The sequence below is a fragment of the Ligilactobacillus sp. MP3 genome (assembly GCF_024436335.1).
Classification (GTDB): Bacteria; Bacillota; Bacilli; order Lactobacillales; family Lactobacillaceae; genus Ligilactobacillus; species Ligilactobacillus salivarius.
Genome location: NZ_JANFQI010000001.1, coordinates 149,683 through 173,457 on the forward strand (window position 1 = coordinate 149,683; position 23,775 = coordinate 173,457).

General features: G+C 33.1%; 23 protein-coding genes and 1 tRNA gene. 21 read left to right on the forward strand and 3 right to left on the reverse strand.

Going from position 1 to position 23,775, the window contains the following annotated elements:
• The first annotated feature begins 145 nt into the window (after positions 1–145).
• The 15 genes from NOU10_RS00765 (at position 146) to trxA (ending at position 15,246) form a co-directional block, all read left to right on the forward strand.
• Positions 146–952 carry a (Fe-S)-binding protein gene (locus tag NOU10_RS00765; protein WP_003700546.1) on the forward strand — a complete coding sequence of 269 codons (807 nt, stop codon included), beginning with the start codon at positions 146–148 and terminating at the stop codon, positions 950–952.
• On the forward strand, positions 953–2,470 hold the full coding sequence (locus tag NOU10_RS00770) for a LutB/LldF family L-lactate oxidation iron-sulfur protein (protein WP_004564379.1): 1,518 nt from the start codon (positions 953–955) through the stop codon (positions 2,468–2,470).
• Positions 2,463–3,194 (forward strand): lactate utilization protein C, encoded by a 732-nt coding sequence (locus NOU10_RS00775; protein WP_087118343.1) that lies wholly within the window; start codon positions 2,463–2,465, stop codon positions 3,192–3,194. The genes NOU10_RS00770 and NOU10_RS00775 overlap by 8 nt, the downstream gene beginning before the upstream one ends.
• Before the next feature lie 184 nt (positions 3,195–3,378).
• Positions 3,379–4,572 (forward strand): acetate/propionate family kinase, encoded by a 1,194-nt coding sequence (locus NOU10_RS00780; protein WP_255905768.1) that lies wholly within the window; start codon positions 3,379–3,381, stop codon positions 4,570–4,572.
• 281 nt (positions 4,573–4,853) lie between these two features.
• Positions 4,854–5,057: a hypothetical protein gene (locus tag NOU10_RS00785; RefSeq protein WP_081538098.1), complete on the forward strand. Its 204-nt coding sequence runs from the start codon at positions 4,854–4,856 to the stop codon at positions 5,055–5,057.
• 138 nt (positions 5,058–5,195) lie between these two features.
• Positions 5,196–6,170 carry a bifunctional oligoribonuclease/PAP phosphatase NrnA gene (locus NOU10_RS00790; RefSeq protein ID WP_034983702.1) on the forward strand — a complete coding sequence of 325 codons (975 nt, stop codon included), beginning with the start codon at positions 5,196–5,198 and terminating at the stop codon, positions 6,168–6,170.
• Positions 6,171–6,192: 22 nt separating this feature from the next.
• A complete protein-coding gene (locus NOU10_RS00795) occupies positions 6,193–7,515 on the forward strand; it encodes a DEAD/DEAH box helicase (RefSeq protein WP_003700537.1) in 1,323 nt (440 codons plus the stop codon).
• A gap of 306 nt (positions 7,516–7,821) precedes the next feature.
• Positions 7,822–10,464: an alanine--tRNA ligase gene (gene alaS, locus NOU10_RS00800; protein ID WP_255905769.1), complete on the forward strand. Its 2,643-nt coding sequence runs from the start codon at positions 7,822–7,824 to the stop codon at positions 10,462–10,464.
• Positions 10,465–10,631: 167 nt separating this feature from the next.
• Positions 10,632–10,892, forward strand: coding sequence for an IreB family regulatory phosphoprotein (locus tag NOU10_RS00805; protein WP_003703962.1), 261 nt, complete (start codon positions 10,632–10,634; stop codon positions 10,890–10,892).
• Positions 10,892–11,335 (forward strand): Holliday junction resolvase RuvX, encoded by a 444-nt coding sequence (ruvX, locus tag NOU10_RS00810; RefSeq protein WP_003703966.1) that lies wholly within the window; start codon positions 10,892–10,894, stop codon positions 11,333–11,335. The genes NOU10_RS00805 and ruvX overlap by 1 nt, the downstream gene beginning before the upstream one ends.
• Positions 11,336–11,346: 11 nt before the next feature.
• Complete coding sequence (locus NOU10_RS00815) at positions 11,347–11,643, forward strand: DUF1292 domain-containing protein (protein ID WP_003706616.1); 297 nt, start codon at positions 11,347–11,349, stop codon at positions 11,641–11,643.
• A gap of 102 nt (positions 11,644–11,745) precedes the next feature.
• On the forward strand, positions 11,746–11,979 hold the full coding sequence (locus tag NOU10_RS00820) for a cell division protein ZapA (RefSeq protein WP_160996026.1): 234 nt from the start codon (positions 11,746–11,748) through the stop codon (positions 11,977–11,979).
• Between the two features lie 12 nt (positions 11,980–11,991).
• Complete coding sequence (locus NOU10_RS00825; RefSeq protein WP_003703969.1) at positions 11,992–12,486, forward strand: CvpA family protein; 495 nt, start codon at positions 11,992–11,994, stop codon at positions 12,484–12,486.
• Between the two features lie 16 nt (positions 12,487–12,502).
• Positions 12,503–14,863 carry an endonuclease MutS2 gene (locus NOU10_RS00830; RefSeq protein WP_255905770.1) on the forward strand — a complete coding sequence of 787 codons (2,361 nt, stop codon included), beginning with the start codon at positions 12,503–12,505 and terminating at the stop codon, positions 14,861–14,863.
• A 71-nt stretch (positions 14,864–14,934) separates the two neighbouring features.
• Positions 14,935–15,246 carry a thioredoxin gene (trxA, locus tag NOU10_RS00835; protein WP_003700525.1) on the forward strand — a complete coding sequence of 104 codons (312 nt, stop codon included), beginning with the start codon at positions 14,935–14,937 and terminating at the stop codon, positions 15,244–15,246.
• A 45-nt stretch (positions 15,247–15,291) separates the two neighbouring features.
• On the opposite strand, the gene NOU10_RS00840 is transcribed toward trxA, so the two are convergent.
• Positions 15,292–15,789 (reverse strand): YslB family protein, encoded by a 498-nt coding sequence (locus NOU10_RS00840; protein ID WP_255905771.1) that lies wholly within the window; start codon positions 15,787–15,789, stop codon positions 15,292–15,294.
• Positions 15,790–15,977: 188 nt separating this feature from the next.
• Here NOU10_RS00840 and NOU10_RS00845 point away from each other — a divergent pair, with 188 nt between their 5' ends.
• The 3 genes from NOU10_RS00845 to NOU10_RS00855 all read left to right on the forward strand — a co-directional run bounded on the left by NOU10_RS00845 (position 15,978) and on the right by NOU10_RS00855 (position 17,242).
• A complete protein-coding gene (locus tag NOU10_RS00845; protein WP_255905772.1) occupies positions 15,978–16,577 on the forward strand; it encodes an XTP/dITP diphosphatase in 600 nt (199 codons plus the stop codon).
• The gene (locus NOU10_RS00850) at positions 16,577–17,095 is read left to right on the forward strand and encodes a metallophosphoesterase (protein WP_003700520.1); all 519 of its coding nucleotides are present in this window, start codon (positions 16,577–16,579) and stop codon (positions 17,093–17,095) included. The genes NOU10_RS00845 and NOU10_RS00850 overlap by 1 nt, the downstream gene beginning before the upstream one ends.
• 74 nt (positions 17,096–17,169) lie before the next feature.
• Positions 17,170–17,242 (forward strand) — tRNA-Glu (locus NOU10_RS00855).
• 113 nt (positions 17,243–17,355) lie between these two features.
• Here NOU10_RS00855 and NOU10_RS00860 read toward each other — a convergent pair.
• Both NOU10_RS00860 and NOU10_RS00865 read right to left on the reverse strand, forming a co-directional pair.
• Positions 17,356–17,493: an SPJ_0845 family protein gene (locus tag NOU10_RS00860; RefSeq protein WP_003700519.1), complete on the reverse strand. Its 138-nt coding sequence runs from the start codon at positions 17,491–17,493 to the stop codon at positions 17,356–17,358.
• An 80-nt stretch (positions 17,494–17,573) separates the two neighbouring features.
• A complete protein-coding gene (locus NOU10_RS00865) occupies positions 17,574–18,530 on the reverse strand; it encodes a D-2-hydroxyacid dehydrogenase (protein ID WP_255905773.1) in 957 nt (318 codons plus the stop codon).
• A 138-nt stretch (positions 18,531–18,668) separates the two neighbouring features.
• Between NOU10_RS00865 and uvrC the strand changes: the two genes are divergently transcribed.
• From uvrC to NOU10_RS00880, 3 genes are all read left to right on the forward strand, one after another.
• Positions 18,669–20,447 (forward strand): excinuclease ABC subunit UvrC, encoded by a 1,779-nt coding sequence (gene uvrC / locus NOU10_RS00870; RefSeq protein WP_109241957.1) that lies wholly within the window; start codon positions 18,669–18,671, stop codon positions 20,445–20,447.
• A 117-nt stretch (positions 20,448–20,564) separates the two neighbouring features.
• Positions 20,565–21,863, forward strand: a complete 1,299-nt coding sequence (gene obgE, locus NOU10_RS00875) for a GTPase ObgE (RefSeq protein WP_034982600.1) — start codon at positions 20,565–20,567, stop codon at positions 21,861–21,863.
• A 30-nt stretch (positions 21,864–21,893) separates the two neighbouring features.
• Positions 21,894–23,747 (forward strand): acyltransferase family protein, encoded by a 1,854-nt coding sequence (locus tag NOU10_RS00880; RefSeq protein ID WP_255905774.1) that lies wholly within the window; start codon positions 21,894–21,896, stop codon positions 23,745–23,747.
• The last annotated feature ends 28 nt before the right edge of the window (positions 23,748–23,775 follow it).

The following is a 23,775-nucleotide window of genomic DNA, read 5'->3' on the forward strand; positions in this document are numbered from 1 at the left end:
TAAGAGTAATTTTTTTGAAAAAAACTATAAATTATGTACTTTTTTTCTAATGACACTTGTGAAATAAAGAGTTATAATGAAAGCGAATTTAAGTTAGAATCGTTCTAAAAGGAGGTGGCTGACTTCAATCTAGAAGTCAGGTGTTATGAAAAAAATAAAAGTTTGTATTTTTTCTACTTGTCTAGTTGATTTACTTTTTCCTAAAGTAGGGATGGCGATGGTAGAAGTTTTAGAACGTTTGGGTTGTGAAACTGTATTACCTGAAAAACAAATTTGTTGTGGGCAACCAACATATAATAGTGGCTATTCTAAAGATAGTATGAAAACGTTTAAGAATGAAATTGATGCATTACTAAGCATTGATGCTGATTACATTGTTGGTCCTTCGGGTTCTTGTGTTTTTATGATTAAAGAATATAAGGATATTTTTAAAGATGATCCTGAGTATGGTCCTAAAGCCGCAGAAATAGATAGCAAAATTTATGAATTTACACAATTTATTTACCGAGTTTTAAAAGTCGTAGATTGTGGTGCGGAATTAGATGCTAAAGTAACTGTCCATCGTTCATGCCATATGACGCGTTTGATAGGCGAAAGAACAGCTCCATTTGTATTATTGGATCATGTAAAAGATATTGAAAGAGTTCCTTTAAAGAATGTACAGTTATGTTGTGGATTTGGTGGTACTTTCTCAGCTAAAAGACCAGAACTTTCAGTAGAAATGGTTGATGAAAAAGTTAAGAATATTGTTGATACAGATGCTGAGATCCTAATTGGAACAGAAGAATCTTGCTTGATGAATATTGTAGGTAGAATGAATCGTTTAGGATATAAGATAAAAGCGATGCATATTGCTGAAGTATTAAACCATAATGTTGATATAAATAGAATTAAATATATTAAGGATACAGATCATGTTGTTGTACCAGCTAATGGAGAAGGGGTGTTTTAAATGGGAATTTCAACTAGCGATAAGCCATATTTAGAAAGAATTGAAGATGCAAAAAGCGATCATTTTATGCAAGCTGCCGTCGCTAAGGCCCAAGACGCTCAATTTATTAAACGAACAAAAGCAAGACGTGAAATGGGAAACTGGAATGAATGGCGTGATTTGGCTGAACAAATTAGACAGCATGTTTTAAAATATCTTCCTGATTATTTAGAAGAATTTTCGCAAAATGTTGAAAAACAAGGTGGCCATGTATTTTTTGCTCAAACTGAGGAAGAAGCACGTAATTTTATTAAAGAATTAGTAATTGAGAAAAAAGCAAAAAATGTGGTTAAATCCAAGTCAATGGTTACTACTGAAATTGACTTAGACAAAACTTTATTAGATATAGATGGGGTTAATCTTTTAGAAAGTGACTTAGCAGAATTTATTTTGCAAGAAGATAACTGGGATGAGCCTACACATATTGTTTTTCCAACTTTACATAAAAATCGTGATCAAGTTCAAGAAGAGTTTAAGAAATTGGGCTATACCGGAGACAATGACCCTCAACATGAAGCTCGTTTTGTTAGAGGATACTTGCGCGACTACTTTATGAAAGCTGATTTTGGAATAACTGGATGTAATTTTGCCGTAGCTGATAAAGGTATCATTAATTTAGATACAAACGAAGGAAATGCTGATTTAACAATGGCTTTACCTAAAACTCAAGTTGTAGTAATGGGGATGGAAAGAATTGTTCCATCTATGAAAGAAGCTGAAGTTTTAGATAACATGCTTGCTCGTTCAGCTGTAGGACAAAAATTAACAACATATTGTACTTTTTCTGGTAAAAAAGTTGAAGGTGAAGTTGATGGACCTGAAGATTTTTGGGTAGTTGTTTTAGATAATGGACGTTCGGATGCATTAGGAACTGAATTTGAACCAATTTTGCAATGTATTCGTTGTGGTGCTTGCATGAATGTTTGTCCAGTATATCGTCATATTGGTGGTAAGGGATATGGATCTATCTATCCTGGACCATTAGGGAAAGTTTTATCGCCTATTTTAGGTGGCTATGAAGAATTTGAAGATTTGCCATATGCTTGTTCTTTGTGTGCTGCATGTACAGAAACTTGTCCAGTTAAAATTCCGCTACATAATTTGATTAGGAAACATCGAATTGTAGAGATGGACAAAAAGCATATGGATCATAGTATGACTAACTTAATTATGAAAGTAATTGGTATGGGAACAGGTTCTCCATTCTTATTCCAATCAGCATTAAAAATGGAGCATGCTGGCTTAGGCATGTTTGGAAAAGCAAAAAATGATCAAGATGTTGATGGAACAATTTATGAAAATGGCAAGATTAAGAAGTTACCGAAAATTGCACCTAAATTGGTTAAAGGATGGTCTGATATCCGTGATATTCCAGTTCCCCCTAAGAGTAAAGATAACTTCAGAAATTGGTATAAGAATCATCAACCAGTTGAGTCAGTAGTAAGTATTAGACAAAAGGGGGAAAAGGGTGATGAGTAAACTATTAGATAAAGCAAATAGCAAAGAAAATAGAGAAGCCTTTTTAAATAGAATTTCTAAAAAAGCTGGCCGTCCTCGCCATCAAGTAAAAGAATTTAAGCCTTTAAATGATTTACCTGATAAAGTATTAATAAACAAGAGTAATGATGAGTTGCTAGAAATAGCTAAAGAAAACTCAGAATCTGTTAATGCTAAAGTGATTATTAAGAAGAAAGATGAATTAGCTAGATTTTTAAAAGAATATATTGAAAAGATTGAAGCTAAGAAATTAATGTTACCTAGTTTTAGCGATGAAAAATGGGAGAAATTTCATTTAAAAGGATGGTTAAATAATTCTGGAGCTGAAAAAGTTGATTATTGGACAAATGATTTAAGTAGGATGGAAAACGAAAATTTGGCAAATGATGCTGATATTGCAATAGGGTTTGCTGATTATTTAATCGCTAATACAGGGACTATTACTGTTACTGTTAGTCCAGAACAAGGAAGAGGATTTAACTTCTTACCAACGCACTATTTGGCATTAGTTCCTAAAAGTGGTTTAGTTCCATCTACTAGAGTAGCTGTAGAAAACTATGAAAAACGACTAGGTAGTAAAGAATTAGAAACCTCAGCGATTAACTTTATTTCAGGACCTTCTAATTCTGGTGATATTGAAATGGAATTAGTTGTAGGGGTTCATGGACCGTTAGATTGTACTTACTTAGTAGTAGAGGATATGTAAGATCGTTAGAAGCAGAAGATTTACGAAGTCTTTTGCTTTTTTTATTTGATAAAGCATTGTACAAAATATAGACTTTTAATTAAATTTTATTGATTTGTATAAAAAATTTAAAATGAAATAAATATATTTATCTGTTATAGTATATAATGTAAACGGTTAAATAATAAGATAAGGTCGTGTTGGTATGGAAAAAATTCTTTCAATAAATTCTGGAAGCTCAAGTTTAAAATTTAAATTATTTGCAATGCCTGATGAAAAAGTCCTAGCTAAAGGGCTTTTTGACCGTATTGGAATTGATAATTCTCGTGTTACTATTAAATATGATGGTAAAAAATATGATGAGCAAAGAGAATTGAAAGATCATAATCAAGCTGTACATGTTTTGTTGAGCTTATTCAAAGAATTAAAATTAATTAATGATTTTAATGAAATTACAGGGGTTGGACATCGTGTAGTTGCTGGTGGTGAATACTTTGATAAATCTGTAATTGTTGATGAAGATGTTATGAATAAAATTGATGAATTGGCTGAATATGCGCCTTTGCATAATCCTGCAGAATTAGTTGGTATTAGAGTATTTAAGGAATTATTGCCAAATGCAGTGTCTGTAGCTGTATTTGATACTGCATATCATCAAACAATGCCTAAAACAAATTACATGTATTCTATCCCATATGAATGGTATGAAAAATATCATGTAAGAAAGTATGGGGCACATGGTACAAGTCATCGCTATGTAGCTCATGAAGCTGCTAAATTGTTAGACAAACCATTTGAAAATTTAAAAATTATAACTTGCCATTTGGGAGCAGGTGCATCAATTTGTGCAACAATGAATGGAAAGTCTTTTGATACTTCAATGGGATTCACGCCATTAGCAGGAATTACAATGGCTACACGTGCAGGTGATATTGATGCATCATTAGTTTCTTTCATGATGGAAAAATTACAAATTAATAGTTCTGAAATGATAGATATTTTAAATCATAAAGCTGGTTTAATTGGTATTTCAGGAGTTTCATCAGATATGCGTGATGTTTTAGCGGCAGCAGATGATAATGAGAGAGCCCAGCTAGCAGTTGATATTTTTGTAAAAAATGTTGTTAAATATATCGGTTCATATATAGCTGAAATGGGTGGCGTTGATACGATTGTATTTACTGCTGGTATCGGGGAAAACTCAACACCAATTAGAAAGTTAGTCATGGAACGTTTAGCATATTTGGGAATTACAATTAATGAAGAAGAAAATAGTAAGCATGGTTCAGCAGGAGTAATTTCAGGCGATGATTCCACTATTAAAGTACTAAGAATTCCAACCAATGAAGAATTAATGATTGCAAGAGATGTTCAAAAATTAGAAAAAGAAGTAAAATAAATGTAGAGAAAGAACTAAAGATGATATGAGAATATCTTTAGTTCTTTTGTTTTAATTTAATGTATTCGGTTTCAAAAAAGCTGTTATAATAGTATCATAGGGAGGATGACTAATATAATCGAGGTGATTATTAAAATATCTGGTGCAAGTTATATATTGAACATATTAAAATGGATGATGTATTTAAAATTTTGTAACCAAAAAGTAAAATAAAAAGGTTCACTTTTTGATTGAAACATGATATTTTATTTAGGTCAATTAGATTTTAGGAGGACTTTATCATGGGCAATAAACTCGACATACAACATGAGTATGAAGAAGCTGAGAAAAAGGCAAGCGAGTTAAAAGATGTTTGTGAAAAGATAAATAATTCGGCACGAGGCCGACACTTACTCGAGGAGTATGAGAAGAAACATAAAGAAGCAGAAGCAGAAAAAGAACAATTAAGCATAATTTTAGATGCAATTCAAGCTGCTGAAGATTAATATTGAAAGTTAGTATCCTTGTATTTGACAGTACTGATGCTGTTGATGCAAGGATTTTTAAATTGAATAATTTTGTAATTATAGTAAATAATCGGTATACTTAGTAAGGTAGAATAGTGAAATACGAGGAGTCTTAAAATGACAGTAGAAAAAGAAATAATCCAAAAAATAGAAGAGTATGATACGATTATTATTCATCGCCACCAACATCCAGATCCAGATGCTTATGGATCACAAGGTGGATTGGCAACAGCTATTATGCAAAGCTTTCCCGCAAAGAAGGTATATCAAGTAGGGAAAAACATTCCTGGATTAAATTGGATTACAGTTGAAAATGAAGATTTACCAGATGAAACTTACAAGAATGCTTTAGTAATTGTTACTGATACAGCTAATACACCAAGAGTGGATGATGATAGATATAATAAAGGTGATTTTTTGATTAAGATTGACCATCATCCTAATGATGACCAATATGGTGACTTAAGCTTAGTTAATACCAATGCTTCAAGTTGCTCAGAAATTATCCATGATTTAATTCTAGCTTCAGAAGGAAAATTAGAATTGACTGCTGAGGTTGCTGAAAAACTATATGCTGGTATTTCCAGTGATACTGGAAGATTTATGTATGATGCAACAACTGCACATACAATGGAAGTAGTAGCTTCTCTAATGAGAACTGGTATTGATACTAGCAAGATAAATCGTCGCTTAGATAGTATAACTTTACCCGTGGCTCGTTTATCTGCTTATGTGTATGAAAATATGAAAATTACTAAAAATAATGCAGCTTACATCATATTAAATCATGATAAGATCGAAGAATTTGATTTGGGCGATGCAGGAACATCTGCGGTAGTGCCACTTCTAGGTAAAATTAATACTACAATTTGTTGGACAGTATTTGTACAACAAAAAGATGGTACATATCGTTTACGAGTACGCTCAAAGGGCCCTGTGATCAACGAATTAGCTAAAGAATATCAAGGTGGCGGTCATCCATTAGCAAGTGGTGCAAGAATAGATGATGCTAACGAAATTCCAGCTTATATTGAAAAATTAGACGGATTAGCAAAGAAATTTGCTGAAGAACATGACATGACAGACTGGTAATCAATCGAGGTGAAGAAATTTAATGGCAAATTTTAGAGAATTTAATTTTAAAGAGTATATTTATCAAGCATTAGACGAAATTAATTTTAAAGAACCTACTGAAGTTCAAGCTCGTTTAATTCCGACTATTTTAAAGGGCAAGAGCGTAGTAGGACAATCACAAACTGGTAGTGGTAAAACTCATACGTTCTTATTACCTATCTTTCAAAATCTTAACGCACAGAAAGATGAAGTTCAGGCTGTGATTACAACACCAAGTAGGGAATTAGCATACCAAATTTATGAAGCAGCAAAGCAACTAGCAAAGTTTTCTCCTGAAAATATTTGGATTCAAAACTATGTTGGTGGAACAGATAAGCAAAGACAAATTGAAAAGCTGAAATCTCATCAACCACAATTAGTAATTGGAACACCAGGACGTATATTGGATTTAGTGAGAGAAAATGCACTTGATATCCATAATGCTCACTATTTAGTAGTGGATGAAGCAGATATGACATTGGATTTAGGATTTTTAAAAGAAACAGATGCAATAGCATCGACGTTACCTAAAGACTTACAAATGCTAGTCTTTTCAGCTACTATTCCAGAAAAATTACGTCCGTTTTTAAGAAAATATATGTACAATCCAGTTATTGAAGTTGTTGCTAACAAACATGTAATTAGTCCAACAATTGATAATTGGTTAGTTTCAACTAAAGGTAGAGACAGAAATAAGCTTATTTATGACTTGCTAACAATGGGTGAACCTTATTTAGCATTAGTATTTGCAAATACTAAAGAACGAGCTGATGAGTTAACAAATTATCTTCGTTCTCAAGGGTTGAAAGTAGCTAAAGTTCATGGTGGTATTCAACCTCGTCAACGTAAGCGAATTATGCGTGAAATTCAAAATCTTGATTATCAATTTGTGGTAGCTACAGATTTAGCGGCTCGTGGAATTGATATTGAAGGTGTTTCACATGTTATCAATGACGACATCCCTGAAGATTTAGAATTCTTTGTTCATCGTGTAGGTAGAACTGGACGTAATGGAATGAAAGGTACAGCAATCACACTTTATGAACCAAGTGAAGAAAAATTAATTGATGAACTTGAAAGTATGGGAGTTCATTTTGTACCAAAAGCAGTTAAAAATGGTGAAATAGTTGATTCATATGATCGTAATCGTCGTGAAAAGCGTCAAACACGCAAAGAATCAATGGATCCTAAATTACGTGGTTTTGTAAAGAAAGAAAAGAAAAAACGTAAACCTGGTTATAAAAAGAAAATTAAGCGAGCAATAAAACGCGATGAACAACAAAAGCGTCGAATTGCACGTCGTCAAGCAAGAAAAATGAAGTAAAAAGTATATGTTTATATAGTATGAAAAAAATACTTTTCTATTGACATCTAGCGGTTTATCGCATATACTTTGACTTGAATTAGGACATACTGCTAAGTACCTCTATTACAGAGAGAGTTCGGTGCTGGAAGGACTTATAGGTTGGCTTAGACAGTGCTACCTAAATGTTTATAACAAAAGAATATTATTAATGAAGTGGTTAACGATGACATCGTTGCAAGTAAGGTGGTACCGCGTAGTAATTGCGTCCTTACTAGCAACGATGTTTTATTGTTTTTGGGCTTTAAAACAGAAAGGAATTTGAAAATGAAAGAATTATCAAGTGCTCAAATACGTCAAATGTATTTAGACTTTTTCAAGAGTAAGGGACACGATGTAATGAAGAGTGCACCACTTATTCCACACGATGATCCAACTTTATTGTGGATTAACTCCGGTGTTGCTACAATGAAAAAATATTTTGACGGTTCAGTTGTTCCAAAGAACCATCGTATCACTAGTTCACAAAAGTCTATTAGAACTAATGATATTGAAAATGTAGGTCATACAGCTCGTCACCATACTTTATTTGAAATGTTAGGAAACTTTTCTGTTGGTGATTATTTCAAGAAAGAAGCTATTACATGGGCATGGGAATTACTAACAAGTCCTGAATGGTTCGATATGGATAAGGAAAAATTGTACATCACAGTTTATCCTGAAGATAAAGATGCTAAGAAGTATTGGGAAGAAGTAGGGGTAGATCCTAGCCACATTTATGAAGCTGAAGATAACTTCTGGGATATTGGTGAAGGCCCATCTGGTCCGGACTCAGAAATATTCTTTGATCGTGGTCAAGAAATGAATAATTTGTCAGAAGATGATCCTGAAAGTTATCCTGGTGGAGAAAATGAACGTTATTTGGAAATCTGGAATATTGTATTTTCTGAATTCAATCATAAACCAGACGGAACATATGAACCATTGCCACATAAAAACATTGATACGGGTATGGGATTAGAACGTGTGGTATCCGTATTCCAACATGCACGAACAAACTTTGAAACAGACTTATTCTTACCAATTATTGAAAAAACTGCTGAATTAAGTGCAGGTAAGAAGTATGGTGAAAATGCAGAAGCAGATGTTTCCTTTAAAGTTATTGCAGATCATGCACGTGCAGTTACATTTGCTATTGGTGACGGTGCTTTGCCTTCAAATGAAGGTCGAGGATATGTTATTCGTCGTCTTATCAGACGTGCAGTTATGCATGGCCAAAAGCTTGGAATTGATGAAGCATTTCTTTATAAGTTGGTTCCAGTTGTTGGAAAAATTATGGAATCTGCATATCCAGAAGTATTAGAACAAGCTGAATTTATCGAAAAAGTTATTAAGATGGAAGAAGATAGATTCAACGATACTTTGAAAGATGGTATGCAATTATTAGATAGCTTAATTGCTGAAACTAAAGAAAATGGTGGTAAAGAATTACCAGGAAAACCTGTATTTAAGTTATATGACACATATGGATTCCCATTAGAATTGACAAAAGAATATGCTAATGATGAAGGCCTTGATGTTGATGAAGAAGGTTTCAATGAAGAAATGGAACAACAAAAGGCACGTGCAAGAGCAGCTCGTTCAGATGCTAAGTCTATGGGTGTTCAAAATGGCTTATTAACTGATATTACAACTCCAAGTGAATATGTAGGTTATCATGAATTGAAAGCTAATGGTGTATTAAAAGATATCATCATTGACAATGAATTAGTTGATACAGTTCCAGCTGATTCTAGAGCACAAGTTATCTTTGATAAAACACCATTCTATGCTGAAATGGGTGGACAAGTAGCTGACAAGGGTGTTATCAAGAACCAAGCTGGCGAAGTTGTTGCTGAAGTTGAAGATGTACAACATGCTCCAAATGGACAAAATATGCATACAATTCACGCACTTAAGGAAATGACTAGAGAAAATACATATTCTCTAGAAGTAGATGTTGCTTTCCATAATAAAGTGAAGAAGAATCATACTGCAACTCACTTATTAGACCAAGCATTGAGAGATGTTTTAGGTTCACATACTCATCAAGCAGGATCATTAGTTGAACCAACATATTTACGTTTTGACTTCACAAATCTAGGATCTGTAACAGCAGAAGATTTGAAGAAGATTGAAGATATCGTGAATGCTAAGATTTGGGAAAATATTCAAGTTGAAACAGTTGTTACAGATAAGGAATCAGCTGAAAAAATGGGTGCTATTGCCTTGTTTGGTGATAAGTATGGTGATACAGTTCGTGTTGTTAAAGTTGGCGATTACTCCATGGAATTCTGTGGTGGTACTCATGTTGCTAATACTAATGAAATTGGTTTATTCAAGATTGTTTCTGAATCAGGTGTTGGTGCTGGAGTAAGACGTATTGAAGCTGTTACTTCAGAAGAAGCATTTGAATTCTTAGAAGAAAGAAATCAATTATTACGTCAAAGTGCTGATGAATTGAAGATAGTACAAATTAAAGAAGTTCCACGTAAGATTGAACAATTACAAGAACAAGTCAAATTACTTGAACAACAAAAACAAGCTTTGGAAGATAAGTTTGCAAGTCAACAAGCAGGAGATATCTTTAAGAATGTTAAAGAAATCAACGGCAAGACTTTGATTGCTGGTCAGGTTAACGTTTCAGGCATGAGTCAATTAAGACAACTTGCAGATCAATGGAAAGAAAAGCAACTTTCAGATGTACTTGTACTTGCTACTGCAACAGCAGATGGTAAGGTTAACTTAATTACAGCTATTAGTAGCGATGCAGTTAAGGAAGGTTATAAAGCTGGAGATTTAATTAAAGCAATCGCACCTAAAGTAGGCGGTGGCGGTGGTGGCCGTCCTGACTTGGCACAAGCTGGTGGTAAGAAACCAGAAGGTATTCAAGAAGCATTGAAAGCTGCTGAAGATTGGTTGAATAAATAAGATTAAAGAGTGATATTGATAGGAATGACAGTTCTTAGCAATATCATTTTTTATTATTGCATTAATTTTAAGTAATATTTTTTCTAATACAGTTTTTTTAATTGTTTGTTGTGATCCATTTTAGTACAATAGATATTAGAGTAATGTAGTGTATGGAGGTGTTCTCGATGAGTGCATTAGATAAAACAATGTATTTTGACTTTGGACAAAATGAAAAAAAGGATGTTCATCAGACTTTAGAAACGGTTTATAATTCTTTGGAAGAAAAGGGTTATAATCCTATTAATCAAATAGTTGGTTATTTATTGTCAGGAGACCCTGCATATATTCCTCGTTTGAATGATGCTCGTAATTTAATCAGAAAACATGAACGCGATGAAATTATCGAAGAGTTAGTACGAGCTTACTTAGATAAGGGGGAAAAATAGTGGGCAGATTAATGGGGTTAGATGTAGGATCTAGGACTGTTGGTGTAGCTGTTAGTGATATGCTAGGTTGGACTGCACAAGGTGTAGAAATTGTTCAAATTAATGAAGATGAGCAAGAATTTGGGCTAGATAGAATAGCTGAATTGGTTAAAGAAAATGAAGTTGTAGGATTTGTATTAGGATTGCCTAAAAATATGAATAATACTTCTGGTCCAAGAGTAGAAGCTGCTAAAGCATATGGTGAACTGCTAAAAGAAAAATTCAATTTACCAATAGATTTTATTGATGAACGTCTAACAACCGTTGAAGCAGAAAGAATGTTGGTTGAACAAGCTGATGCTTCAAGAAAAAAGCGTAAAAAAGTTATTGATAAATTGGCTGCTAGTTTAATTCTACAAAATTATCTAGACGCTAAAGGAAAATTATTAAAAGAACTTAACTAAGGAGTATGACAATGGCAAAACAGAATCAAGATGAAAACTTAATTACATTAGTTGACGAACAAGGAAATGAAACTTTATACCAAGAATTGTTCAATTTCCATTCAGATGACTATGACAAATCATATATTTTATTGATTCCAGCAGGTTCTGAACCTGAAGAACAAGTAGATGTGTTGGCATTCGCATTCAATCCAGATGAAAATGATGATAGCCAGGATTATGAATTGTTTGATATTGAAAGTGATGAAGAATGGGAAATGGTAGAAGGTGTCCTAGATACGTTCTTGAACGATGAAAATATGAGATAATGCTGGTGCAAAGTCGGTTACACAAATGGATAGCTAACAAGCTGATATGTGTACGTCGGCTTTGTTTTTATTTAAAATTAATTTAGAGAGCTGAGTGTAATTTTGGGAAAAAAGAGATTTAAAATAGAAATTGGTGGTAAGGAATATATTATCATCGGTGAGGGTAGTCAGGAAAGAATGAACGCAGTTGTTCAACTTGCTAATGAAAAATTGGAAAAAATTAAGAAACAAATTCCAGATATAAGTGATGAAAAAGCAATGACTTTATTAGCAATTAATGCATTTTCTGAACAATTAGAGCTACAAGAAGAATTAGACAAATATACGGAAAAATAATACGGTGCAAAGATGATACTATCATTAATAATTATAATTTTGTTGATATGTGCATTTAGATATGGCATAAGAAGAGGCCTTTTGGGATCACTTGTTAGTTTGCTAGGTTACATCATTGTATTTATCTTATCTTTATTTTTAGCATCGCCACTTGGTAATATAATTGCAGGTTTGTTCAGTAATATTAATGATGGATCTGGATTATTGGCGACTACCTTTTATAAAATTTTGTCATTTTGGATTATTGGAATTATAGGTGGAATTATTGTTAGAATTTTAGCGAATGTTTCTAAGGGCTTTACAAAATTACCTGTAATTTCACAATTTAATGCATTATTGGGTGGAATTTTAACCACTATTATGATGTATGTTGTAATCTTTTTTGGATTAATATTACTATCTAATTGGCCTAGTCAGGAAGTTAAGCAAACTGTGGAAGAATCAAGAGTAGCAGTCTATATTTTAGACAATACTCCTAATGTTATGAATCAAATAGTAAGTATGTAGTTAAAAGAGGTGTATTATGAATAAAAAGGTATTAAAAACTTTAGAATATGATAAAGTTAAGCAAAATTTATATGCTTTTACTACAACTTCAATGGGAAAGAGGTTGATCGACAAGTTAGAACCATCATCTGACTATGATGAAATTTCCAATTCACTAGCACAGACTAAAGATGGAGCTGACATTTTACGAATTAAGGGCGGTATACCTGTTCCAAATCTTATTTCCATTAAAAGTTTTTTGAAAAGATTAGATATAGGTGGGACTCTCAATAGTAAAGAATTAGCTGCTATTGGACGAGTTTTGAGAGCTACAAATGAAGTTAATCGCTTTTTTAAAGATTTAGCAGATAATAAAATCAAGTTAGAAGTGTTATTTGATGATGTAGCTAAATTGGAAAGCTTACCAGAAATTAGTAAAAAATTATTAGTTTCAATTGAAAATGATGGACATGTAACTGATGATGCATCTACATTGTTAAAGAGTATTAGACAACAAATTTCAGTAACTGAGGAAACTATACGTGAGCGTTTAAATGCATATACTAGAGGAACTAATTCTAAGTATTTGAGTAATGCAGTGGTTACAATTCGTAATGAAAGATATGTTTTACCAGTTAAACAAGAATATCGTAGCAAGTTTGGCGGTATTGTACACGATCAAAGTTCTTCAGGACAAACATTATTTGTTGAACCTGCAGTGATTGTTGAATTGAATAATCGTTTAAGACAGCAACAGGTTGCAGAACGTGAAGAGATAAATAGAATCTTGGAAGAATTATCTAAGGAGTTAGCACCTTATACACATGAACTAAACAATAATGCCAAAATTTTGGGAATGTTGGACTTTATTAATGCTAAAGCTAAATATGCACACAGTATTAAGGCAACGGAACCAATCTTATCAAAGGAAAATGATGTTTATTTAAGACAGGTTTGGCATCCATTGCTAGATATGAAAAAAGCTGTAAAAAATGACATTATGATTGGTAAGGACTATCAGGCAATTGTAATAACAGGACCTAATACAGGTGGTAAGACAATCACTTTAAAAACATTAGGGTTGGTACAGTTGATGGGTCAATCTGGACTATATATACCTGCTTTTGAAGAAAGTAGAATTGGAATATTTGACGATATATTTGCTGATATTGGTGATGAACAGTCAATAGAACAAAGCTTGAGTACATTTTCCTCACATATGACTAATATTGTAGAAATATTAAAAGGTATAGATGAAAAATCATTAGTGTTATTTGATGAATTAGGTGCAGGAACAGATCCTCAAGAAGGTGCAGCTTTGGCTATCAGTATTTTAGATGCTGTAGGTGCTAAAGGAAGTTATGTAGTTGCGACAACTCACTATCCAGAGCTTAAGGCTTATGGTTTTGAAAGACCTAATACTATTAATGCAAGTATGGAATTTGATGTTAATACATTACAGCCAACATATCGCTTATTAATTGGAATTCCAGGTCGTAGTAATGCTTTTGACATTTCTCAAAGACTGGGACTAGATAAAATGATTGTTATGGCTGCTAGACAACTTACTTCACAAGATAGTCAAGATCTAAATGAGATGATTTCAGATTTAGTTGCTAAAAGACATGATGCCGAAGAAAAAGAGATTATGTATCGAAAATATTTGCGTGAAGCTGAAGAATTGCACCATGATTTAGAAACTAACTTCCATCAATTTGAACGTCAAAAAGAAAATATGTTAGAACAAGCTAAGGAAAGAGCTAATCAAATTGTTGAAGAAACTAAGAAAAAATCTGACGAATTGATTTCTGAACTTAGAAAGATGAAAATGTCAGCTGCTTCTAACATAGAAGAAGGCAGTCTAATAGATGCTCAAGGGCGAGTTAATGCTTTACATCAAGAAACTAATTTGAAGAAGAATAAAGTGTTACGTAAGGCTAAGCAACAACAAGAATTACATCCTAACGATGATGTTATGGTTAATTCCTATGGCCAAAGAGGTGTTCTGTTGCGTAAAGCAGGAAACCATGTTTGGGAAGTTCAATTGGGTATTTTGAAGATGAAAATCGATGAAAGCGACCTTGAGAAAATTAAGGTCAAAGATACTCAGCCTAAACGAGCAGGGACAGTATTGAAATCATCTAGTTCTAGTCATGTTTCACCAACTTTAGATTTACGTGGTGAACGTTATGAAAATGCGATGGTAAAAGTTGATAGATACATTGACGCTGCCGTTTTAGCAGGTTATAACTCTGTTACTATTATTCATGGTAAAGGAACAGGTGCGTTGAGAACAGGTATCATTAACTATCTCAAGCAAAATAAAGCAGTCAAGAATTTTGAGTTTGCAAGTCCTAACAATGGTGGTAATGGGGCAACTGTGGTATATTTCAAGTAAGGCAAAAAACTTGATTTTTATGTTGTATATGATATTATTTACTTACGAAAAGAAAGTAGAAGGTGATTTGAATGGTTACAGAATTAACAGATCAAACATTTGATGAAAAAACAAATAATGGAGTAACATTTACAGACTTTTGGGCAACATGGTGTGGTCCTTGTCGTATGCAATCTCCTGTTATCGAACAATTAGCTGAAGAAATGGGAGATAAAGTATTCTTCTCTAAAGTAGATGTTGATGCAAATCAAGAAACAGCAGCTAAATTTGGAATTATGAGTATTCCAACAATGCTTATTAAGAAAGATGGACAAGTTGTAGATACAATTGTTGGTTATCACACAAAAGAACAATTACAAAAGAAACTTGAAGCATATATCTAATTAGATAAAAAGAGAACCTAAAGTTTAGCGACTTTAGGTTCTTTTCTATAGTTCCTCTCTAGATGGATTGAGTAAATCCTTGTCAGGAATAGTATTTAAGTCAACAGGATCACGTTGATCAACTTGAACAGTTATAAAAACGGAATTTCCACGAGATGTTTCAGCATCGATAACAGCTTCTGAAGTAAATCCGCTTTGATTTTGGATAGTTTCTGCGATGAATCCTGCTTCTAAAAGAAATTCACATTTAGAATTAATTTTTTTTCTGATTTCGACTATTGGACCTGAAAGCTCGAAAACTTGACGATTCATCTTAGATTTTACCCTTTTTAAGTACCCCCAATTAGCTTTCTCGAAAAATACAGGTAAATCTTCATCTTTAGCTAGTGGAAAATTTCGAGCTAAACGTTTGCCTGCCCAGTAAAGAATAGTGTTATCTGTTCCAACTAGATCAGGTAAAAGAGCATCCCTCAAGATAGAACTCCCAAGAGTGGTCCCTAAATTATTATGCTCCACAGCTGTTGAATAAAATTTGACATCCACTTTCTTCCTAGCCCCTTTAACAATTGATAATTTTATTATACACACTTTTTATTTGAATAGCTTAAATTATACTTAACTTTTTAATCTTTTTTAGAGAATTAAGTATCTGTCTAAATAAGATAGTTGATTTTTTGTGTGAGTTTTGCATAATAAAAGATAGATAAGAACTAGAGATAGATGGTGGTAAAATGGTTAAACATATATTGATAGCAACAAAAAATGCGGGAAAAGCACGGGAGTTCAAGAAATTATTTAGTGAAAAGGGAATAGAAGTAAAAACTTTACTAGATATGGAAAATACACCCGAAATTGATGAAAATGGTAAGACTTTTACGGAGAATGCATTGATTAAAGCCCAAACATTAACAGATTTGTATAAAATTCCAGTCTTAGCTGATGATTCGGGGATTGTAGTTGATTATTTAAATGGAGAACCTGGTATTTATTCTGCAAGATATGCTGGTGATCATGATGATGAAGCAAATAAAAAGAAATTACTACATAATTTAGAAGGTGTACCTTTTGAAAAGAGGACAGCTCATTTTCATTGTTCGTTAGTAATTACTAGTCCAGTAAAAGATCCATTGATTGCTGAAGGAAATGTAGAAGGCTACATTGTTGAAGAAGAAAGAGGTAAGGGTGGTTTTGGTTATGATCCATTATTCTTCTACCCACCTTTGGATAAAACTTTTGGTGAAACAACTGCAGATGAAAAGAATGCTGTTAGTCATCGTGCAAATGCTATTAAAGATTTGCTAACAAAATTTGATGAATGGTGGAAAGAATAATGAAAATTTTAGTAGTTAGTGATAGCCATTCTAAAAAGAATATATTGGCAGACTTAAGAGATAAGTATAGTAATGAGGTTGATTACTTCATTCATTGTGGCGATAGTGAGTTAGACCCTAATTCAAAATGGGTATCAGATTATACAATTGTTGAGGGGAATTGTGATTACTATGACTATCCAGAAAAAGAAGTTGTTGCAACTGAAGAGGGTAATATTTTAGTAACTCATGGTCATCTGTATGGAGTTAACTATGGATTAGACAGACTAGCACTATTAGCTAAACAAGAAAATGCTAAATTTGTTTTTTATGGTCATACACATCGCTTAGCAGTTGAATATGTTGATGGTACGCTCTTTTTGAATCCGGGGAGTGTGTGGTTCCCACGTGGAGAATATCAAAAACTAGGTGGAACTTACGCTATTGTATCTGTAAATGAAAGTAAGATTAAGGTTACTTATTATACTAGAGAAGGATTAGCTCCTGTTTCAGAGTTGCAATTTGAATATCAAAAGTAATTTGTCGAAAAATCATGCTAAAAAAGACTTGATTTTGATTATTTTCAGGAGTAATATTATACGAGTAAGTTAATTGCCCGTTGGTCAAATTGGTTAAGACGTCGCCCTCTCAAGGCGGAGTTACGGGTTCGATCCCCGTACGGGTGATAATATTCGTATGTAAAATGAGAACGACTTGAATAATAGGTTGTTCTCATTTTTTATTGTAAATAATAAAAAATCAGCAATCCAAAAATTGCTGATTTTAAAATATTTAACGATTATTTTTGTTCTGTTGGGTTCTTTTTATTAGATTCTTTTTCAACAGTTTTAGTTTCTTTTCGATTTTTAGGATCAATAGTTGCAAATTTATCAAATAATTGTTCTAAATTGTGTTGTTGATTGACCTTTAATCCCATAATATTCACTTCCTCAAAAAATTGCTAACATCTATTGCCTAGAAAGTTATCAAAATTTTAAGCTACTGTCAAGTTAGAGCTTAAATTACGTTGGTAGGAGTACCTGTCAAATAGCTTTTCAAGTTATTAACTGTAATTTCAAGTAATCTTTCCCTAGTTTCCAAAGGAGCCCATGCGATATGTGGAGTGATGTAGCAATTTTTTGCAGTTAAAAGAGGATTATCTTCTGAAATTGGTTCTTTGGAGACTACATCAGTTGCTAAAGCATAGATGCGATCATTATTTAATGCCTCAGCTATATCAGTTTCATTGATTAGTTTTCCTCTAGCTGTGTTTAAAATAATAACATTCTTTTTCATTTTAGAGATTGTCTCTTTATTAATTAGATTAATTGTGTCAGGTGTTTGAATAACGTGTAAACTAATAACATCTGATTGTCTTAGAAGTTCGTCTAAAGGAACTTGCTTAATCCAGGGAACATTAACCTCTTTAGGACGATGATTATAAAAGATGATATTCATTGAGAAAGCATGACCTAATTCAGCTACTTTTTGTGCGATACGACCGTAACCAATTAATCCTAATGTTTTACCCTTTAATTCATAGAGAGGTTTGTCCCAAAATGTAAAATCAGGAACTTTTGACCATTTTCCTTCATGAATTAGTTGATTATGTAAGCCAACTTGACCAGTTACTTCTAGTAGAAGAGAAAATGTGAATTGAGCAACTGCATCAGTACCGTATGTAGGAACATTGGTTACAATTATATTATGTTGGTGGGCACTCTCAATATCTACGACATCATACCCCGTTCCCATGATACCAATATATTTTAAGTTGGGAACCTGTTTTAAAACTTCACTTCTTAATGGTGTTTTATGTGTAATTACAATTTCAGCATTGTCAATACGTTTAATAATCTCTTCAGTATCATCTACAGGTGTTTGATCGTAAAAAGTACAATTACCTAAGTTGGATAGTTTGCTCCAAGTTAAATCGAAGTTTAGAGAGTAACCATCTAAAAGTACAATATCCATAATATAATCACCTCAAAAAATAATTTGGTTTAATTATAAACGTTTTCAAAATCCAGTTCAATATGTGAGTATGACAATTGGTTTTGCTAGATATAAATAGTATAATTGAGACTAGAATATTAGAGAAAGGACGTAACTATGGCGACACAACATATTGAAAATAAATTAAAACTATTACCAGATTTACCTGGCTGTTACATGATGAAAGATATCAATAGTAGAATTATTTATGTAGGTAAAGCCAAAAATTTAAAAAATCGCGTACGTTCATATTTTAAAAGTAGTCATGAGGGAAAAACAGCTAAATTAGTGTCTGAAATAAGGGATTTTGAAACAATTATTACTTCAACCGATAAGGAAGCATTTTTGTTAGAAATTACTTTAATTCAAAAACATAAGCCTTACTACAATATTAAGTTAAAAAGGGGAACTGGGTATCCGTATATTAAGATAACTCATGAAAAAGACCCACAATTAAAAATTGTCAGTCAAGTTAAAAAAGATGGTGGCTATTATTTTGGCCCTTATCCCAATGTCTATGCTGCAACAGAAACACTACAGTTATTACAAAAGGTGTATCCTTTAAGACGTTGCAATGGATATCAAAAACGACCATGTTTGTACTATCATATGGGACAATGCTTGGGTGCTTGTTTTAAAGAAGTTCCACAATCCGAGTATGAAAAGCAAATCAAAAAGATAAAGTCGTTTTTAAATGGAAATGTAAGTAAAATAAAAAAAGAACTTGAACAAAAAATGGAAACTGCATCCGAGAATTTAGAGTTTGAAAGGGCAGCTGAAATAAGAGATCAAATTCACTATGTTGAAATGACAGTTGAAAAACAAAAAATCATTAGTAATGATAATACACCGCGTGATTTATTTGCTTTTTACATGAATAAAGGTTGGTTATCTTTACAAATTTTCTCTATTAGACAAGCACGTTTGATGAAACGTGAAAAACGACTATTTCCATGTATAGACACGCCTGAAGCTGAGCTAGAATCTTTTATTTTACAGTTTTATAATCAAAAAAACCGTATTTTACCTAAAGAAATTTTAGTTCCTTCAGGGATGGATAAAGAAACATTAAGTGAAATTTTAGGTATTCCAGTTAAAACACCACAACGAGGACAAAAGCGTGATTTACTAGAAATGGCACAGAAAAATGCTAAGTTAGTGTTGGAAGAAAAATTCCGTTTACTTGAATTGGATGAAAGAAAGACAACTGGGGCTATGAATGAAATAACAGATGCGTTAGGATTGCCTAATGGTCATAGAATTGAAGCATTTGATCATTCTCATTTACAAGGAGAAGATTTAGTATCCGCGATGGTTTGTTTCATTGATGGGAGACCAGAAAAAACAGAATATCGAAAATATAAGTTAAAAAATGTTGACCATGCTGATGAAGCTGCTAGTACAAGAGAAGTTATTTATCGTAGATATAGTAGACTTTTAAAAGAAAAAGCTAATTTACCTGATTTAATATTAATGGACGGTGCAAGTATTCAAATTAATGCCGCTGTTGATGTGTTACATAATCAATTAGGTATTGATATTCCTGTAGCAGGAATGGTAAAAAATGATCGCCATAAAACTGCTGATTTAATGACGGAAAATGATGAAAAGATTGGTTTAGATCCTAAAAGTGAAGGCTTTTATCTACTACAAAGAATTCAGGATGAAGTTCATAGATTTGCGATTACTTTCCATCGCCAAGTTCGATCAAAAAATTCATTAGCTTCACGCTTAGAAAGAATTCAAGGAGTAGGTCCTAAAACGAGAATTAAGTTATTAAGAAATTATGGTTCTCTGAAGAATATTTCTGCAGCTTCAGTAGAGGATTTGGAAAGCTTAGGTATTTCTAAAAAAGTGGCTCAGACAATTAAGTTAAGCTTGAAAAACCAAAGTTAGAAAATGCTTTGACCTAAGAGAAGATAATTGGTATATTTAAGATTGATTAACTTATTGATGAAATAGAATAATAAATATGCAATATAGTTAGATATATAAGGAAAGGCGATTAAATAAATGTTTGTAGATCAAATAAAAATTGAAGTAAAAGCCGGAAAAGGTGGCGACGGTATGGTTGCTTTCCGCCGTGAAAAGTATGTTCCTAATGGTGGACCTGCTGGTGGTGACGGTGGTAAAGGCGGAAGCATTATTTTAAAAGTAGACCAAGGTTTACGTACATTAATGGATTTTAGATATCACCGTATTTTTAAAGCAAAACCTGGTCAAAACGGCATGATCAAGGGAATGTATGGTCGTGGTGCAGACGATACCTATATTAGTGTTCCTCAAGGTACAACAGTTACAGATGCTGAAACTGGAGAATTGTTAGGTGATTTAGTTGAAGCAGACGATGAATTAGTTGTAGCTAAAGGTGGCCGTGGTGGTCGTGGTAATATTAAGTTTGCTAGTCCTAAAAATCCAGCTCCAGAAATTGCTGAAAATGGTGAACCTGGCGAAGAAAGAAAATTAAAACTAGAACTTAAAGTGTTAGCCGATGTTGGTTTAGTAGGTTTCCCTTCTGTTGGTAAATCTACTTTACTTTCAGTTGTAACAAGTGCTAAGCCAAAAATTGCTGAATATCACTTTACAACTTTGGTTCCTAATTTGGGTATGGTTCGTCTAGATGATGGTAGAGATTATGTTATGGCTGACTTACCTGGATTAATTGAAGGTGCTTCTCAAGGTGTAGGTTTAGGTATTCAGTTCTTACGTCATGTTGAAAGAACTCGTGTTATTTTGCATTTGATTGATATGTCGGGTGTAGAAGGTAGAGATCCATATGATGATTTTGTCAAAATTAATGAAGAATTGAAGGTATATGATCCAACTTTACTTGATAGACCACAAATCGTAGTAGCAAGTAAGATGGATATGCCAGACAGTGCCAAGAATTTGGCAGAATTCAAAGTCAAGTTAGCTAAGGATAAGACTTTAAAACAAGTACCAGAAGTTATGGAAATATCTTCCCTAACTCATCAAGGGTTGAAAGAGTTAACACATAGAACAGCTGATGTACTAGAATCTACTCCTAAGTTTGAAACATTGGCAGAAAAAGAACAAGCAAGCAAGGTTTACACTTTTAAAGAAGATGAACCAGCATTCAAGATTACACGTGATTCTGACGCAACTTGGGTACTTTCAGGTGAAAAATTGGAACGTCTATTTAAGATGACTAACTTTAACCATGATGAAAGTTTAATGAGATTTGCTCGTCAATTGCGTGGAATGGGTGTAGATGATGCCCTACGCGAACGTGGTGCTAAAGGTGGAGATTTGGTAAGAATCGAAGACTTTACTTTTGAATTTGTAGAATAATAATCATGCTTAAGTAGGGGTAATGGAAAAATGAGAAGATTAAAAAGAAGCCGATACATTACGGGATTTGACGGTATTCGAACGCTGGCAGTTATTGCAGTTATTTTCTATCATTTGTTTCCTTACGCAATGCAAGGCGGCTTGATGGGAGTTTCTATATTCTTCGTTATTTCTGGATATTTAATAACTGATTTGTTGTTACAAGAATGGGAACAAAATCAAAAAATTGATGTCAAAGCTTTTTATATTAGGCGTATGAAAAGGTTGTATCCAGGATTGGTAACAATGTTAGTTGGAACGATAGCGTATATAACTTTGTTTCAAAAAGAGTTATTGGCTCATATTCGAATGGTTTTTCTGACAAATTTGACCTCAATATATAATTGGTATCAAATTCATACAGGTCAATCATATTTTGATAAATTTGCGATTCAGTCTCCTTTTACACATTTATGGTCGTTATCTATTGAAGGACAATTTTATTTGTTTTGGCCTTTATTGATTATATTAATGTGTAAATACTTACCTAAGAAAAGTGTTAGATTCTTTCTCTTAATAGGATTGAGTTTACTATCAGCTTTAGAAATGATGCTTTTATTTAAGGTAGGTAGTGATCCTTCACGTGTTTACTACGGAACAGATACACGTGTATTTTCGATATTAATAGGTGCAGCTTTAGCAATTGTTTGGCCAAGTAGTAAGTTAAGTCAAAAACTTCCTGATGAGAGTCGACGAATTCTTAACATAACAGGTATTGTGTGTGCTTTATTAGTAATATTATCATTCTTTAAAATGAATGGTGAAAAAGCTTTTGTATATCATGGTGGGATGTACTTATTTTCAATAATCTCTGCAATACTTGTCGCAACAGTAGCACATCCGGGAGCCAATATGAATACCTGGTTTACTAATCCAGTTTTTACATGGATAGGTAAGCGTAGCTATGGAATTTATATTTATCAGTATCCAGTGATGGTTTTCTTTGAGTCAAAAGTTAAGAATATTGCTGCACATCCTTGGTTGTATGGATTAATAGAAATAACAATAATATTTGCTATAAGTGAATTATCTTATCGATATATTGAAATACCTTTGAAAAAATTTGATTATAGTCAAACTCTACTCAAAGTTAAACAAGTCTTTAAACGAGATAAATCACATTTAAATTCCAAAATTGGTGTAGCTGTGGGAGCAATTGTATTTTTGATTGCTGGTGCTGGTTTAATACAACAGCCAACTAAGAAACCACAGGATAATGCCTTGGCAAAACAAATTAAAGAAAACAACGCCAAAGTTAAAAAGAGAAACTCTGAATTAAAGAGTGGTAAAAAGCAATCAACTGAACAAGTTTCCTCATCTTCGAGTTCTGAAGTGAAGAAGTATCAGTTAACCGCTGCTCAAGCTGATAAAGCAAGGAATATGAAGATTACAGCAGTAGGAGATTCTGTATTAGCTGATGGAGCTAGTTCATTACAAGAAATTTTCCCTAACATGTATATCGATGCTAAAGTTGGTAGGCAGTCAGCTGAAGCAGCAAAGATAGTACAACAATTAGCGCAAACTGGAAAATTAGAACAAACAGTATTGATAAGTGAGGGCACAAATGGTGCTTTTATGGGACATGAAATTCAAGATATTATGAATGCTGCTGGTAAAGATCGCCAAGTATATTGGATTAATGTTCATGTACCAACAAGACGTTGGCAAGATCAAGTGAATCAAGATTTGGCATCAGCTAGCAAAAAGTATAAGAATTTACATATAATTGATTGGTTTAGCTATAGCCAAAATCATGCTGATTGGTTCTATAATGATAATGTTCATCCTAATCCACATGGCTTGGAATATTATGGCAGTTTTGTTGCTAAAAAAATAGTTAAATAAAATCTTACATACTCTATAATGGTTAGAT

What these genes read in the sequence shown, in the direction of transcription:
- NOU10_RS00765 (WP_003700546.1), top strand. Translation starts at nt 146, where the DNA reads ATGAAAAAAATAAAAGTTTGTATTTTTTCTACTTGTCTAGTTGATTTA.
- NOU10_RS00770 (WP_004564379.1), top strand. Translation starts at nt 953, where the DNA reads ATGGGAATTTCAACTAGCGATAAGCCATATTTAGAAAGAATTGAAGAT.
- NOU10_RS00775 (WP_087118343.1), top strand. Translation starts at nt 2,463, where the DNA reads ATGAGTAAACTATTAGATAAAGCAAATAGCAAAGAAAATAGAGAAGCC.
- NOU10_RS00780 (WP_255905768.1), top strand. Translation starts at nt 3,379, where the DNA reads ATGGAAAAAATTCTTTCAATAAATTCTGGAAGCTCAAGTTTAAAATTT.
- NOU10_RS00785 (WP_081538098.1), top strand. Translation starts at nt 4,854, where the DNA reads ATGGGCAATAAACTCGACATACAACATGAGTATGAAGAAGCTGAGAAA.
- NOU10_RS00790 (WP_034983702.1), top strand. Translation starts at nt 5,196, where the DNA reads ATGACAGTAGAAAAAGAAATAATCCAAAAAATAGAAGAGTATGATACG.
- NOU10_RS00795 (WP_003700537.1), top strand. Translation starts at nt 6,193, where the DNA reads ATGGCAAATTTTAGAGAATTTAATTTTAAAGAGTATATTTATCAAGCA.
- alaS (WP_255905769.1), top strand. Translation starts at nt 7,822, where the DNA reads ATGAAAGAATTATCAAGTGCTCAAATACGTCAAATGTATTTAGACTTT.
- NOU10_RS00805 (WP_003703962.1), top strand. Translation starts at nt 10,632, where the DNA reads ATGAGTGCATTAGATAAAACAATGTATTTTGACTTTGGACAAAATGAA.
- NOU10_RS00815 (WP_003706616.1), top strand. Translation starts at nt 11,347, where the DNA reads ATGGCAAAACAGAATCAAGATGAAAACTTAATTACATTAGTTGACGAA.
- NOU10_RS00825 (WP_003703969.1), top strand. Translation starts at nt 11,992, where the DNA reads ATGATACTATCATTAATAATTATAATTTTGTTGATATGTGCATTTAGA.
- NOU10_RS00830 (WP_255905770.1), top strand. Translation starts at nt 12,503, where the DNA reads ATGAATAAAAAGGTATTAAAAACTTTAGAATATGATAAAGTTAAGCAA.
- trxA (WP_003700525.1), top strand. Translation starts at nt 14,935, where the DNA reads ATGGTTACAGAATTAACAGATCAAACATTTGATGAAAAAACAAATAAT.
- NOU10_RS00845 (WP_255905772.1), top strand. Translation starts at nt 15,978, where the DNA reads ATGGTTAAACATATATTGATAGCAACAAAAAATGCGGGAAAAGCACGG.
- NOU10_RS00850 (WP_003700520.1), top strand. Translation starts at nt 16,577, where the DNA reads ATGAAAATTTTAGTAGTTAGTGATAGCCATTCTAAAAAGAATATATTG.
- NOU10_RS00860 (WP_003700519.1), bottom strand. Translation starts at nt 17,493, where the DNA reads ATGGGATTAAAGGTCAATCAACAACACAATTTAGAACAATTATTTGAT.
- NOU10_RS00865 (WP_255905773.1), bottom strand. Translation starts at nt 18,530, where the DNA reads ATGGATATTGTACTTTTAGATGGTTACTCTCTAAACTTCGATTTAACT.
- uvrC (WP_109241957.1), top strand. Translation starts at nt 18,669, where the DNA reads ATGGCGACACAACATATTGAAAATAAATTAAAACTATTACCAGATTTA.
- obgE (WP_034982600.1), top strand. Translation starts at nt 20,565, where the DNA reads ATGTTTGTAGATCAAATAAAAATTGAAGTAAAAGCCGGAAAAGGTGGC.
- NOU10_RS00880 (WP_255905774.1), top strand. Translation starts at nt 21,894, where the DNA reads ATGAGAAGATTAAAAAGAAGCCGATACATTACGGGATTTGACGGTATT.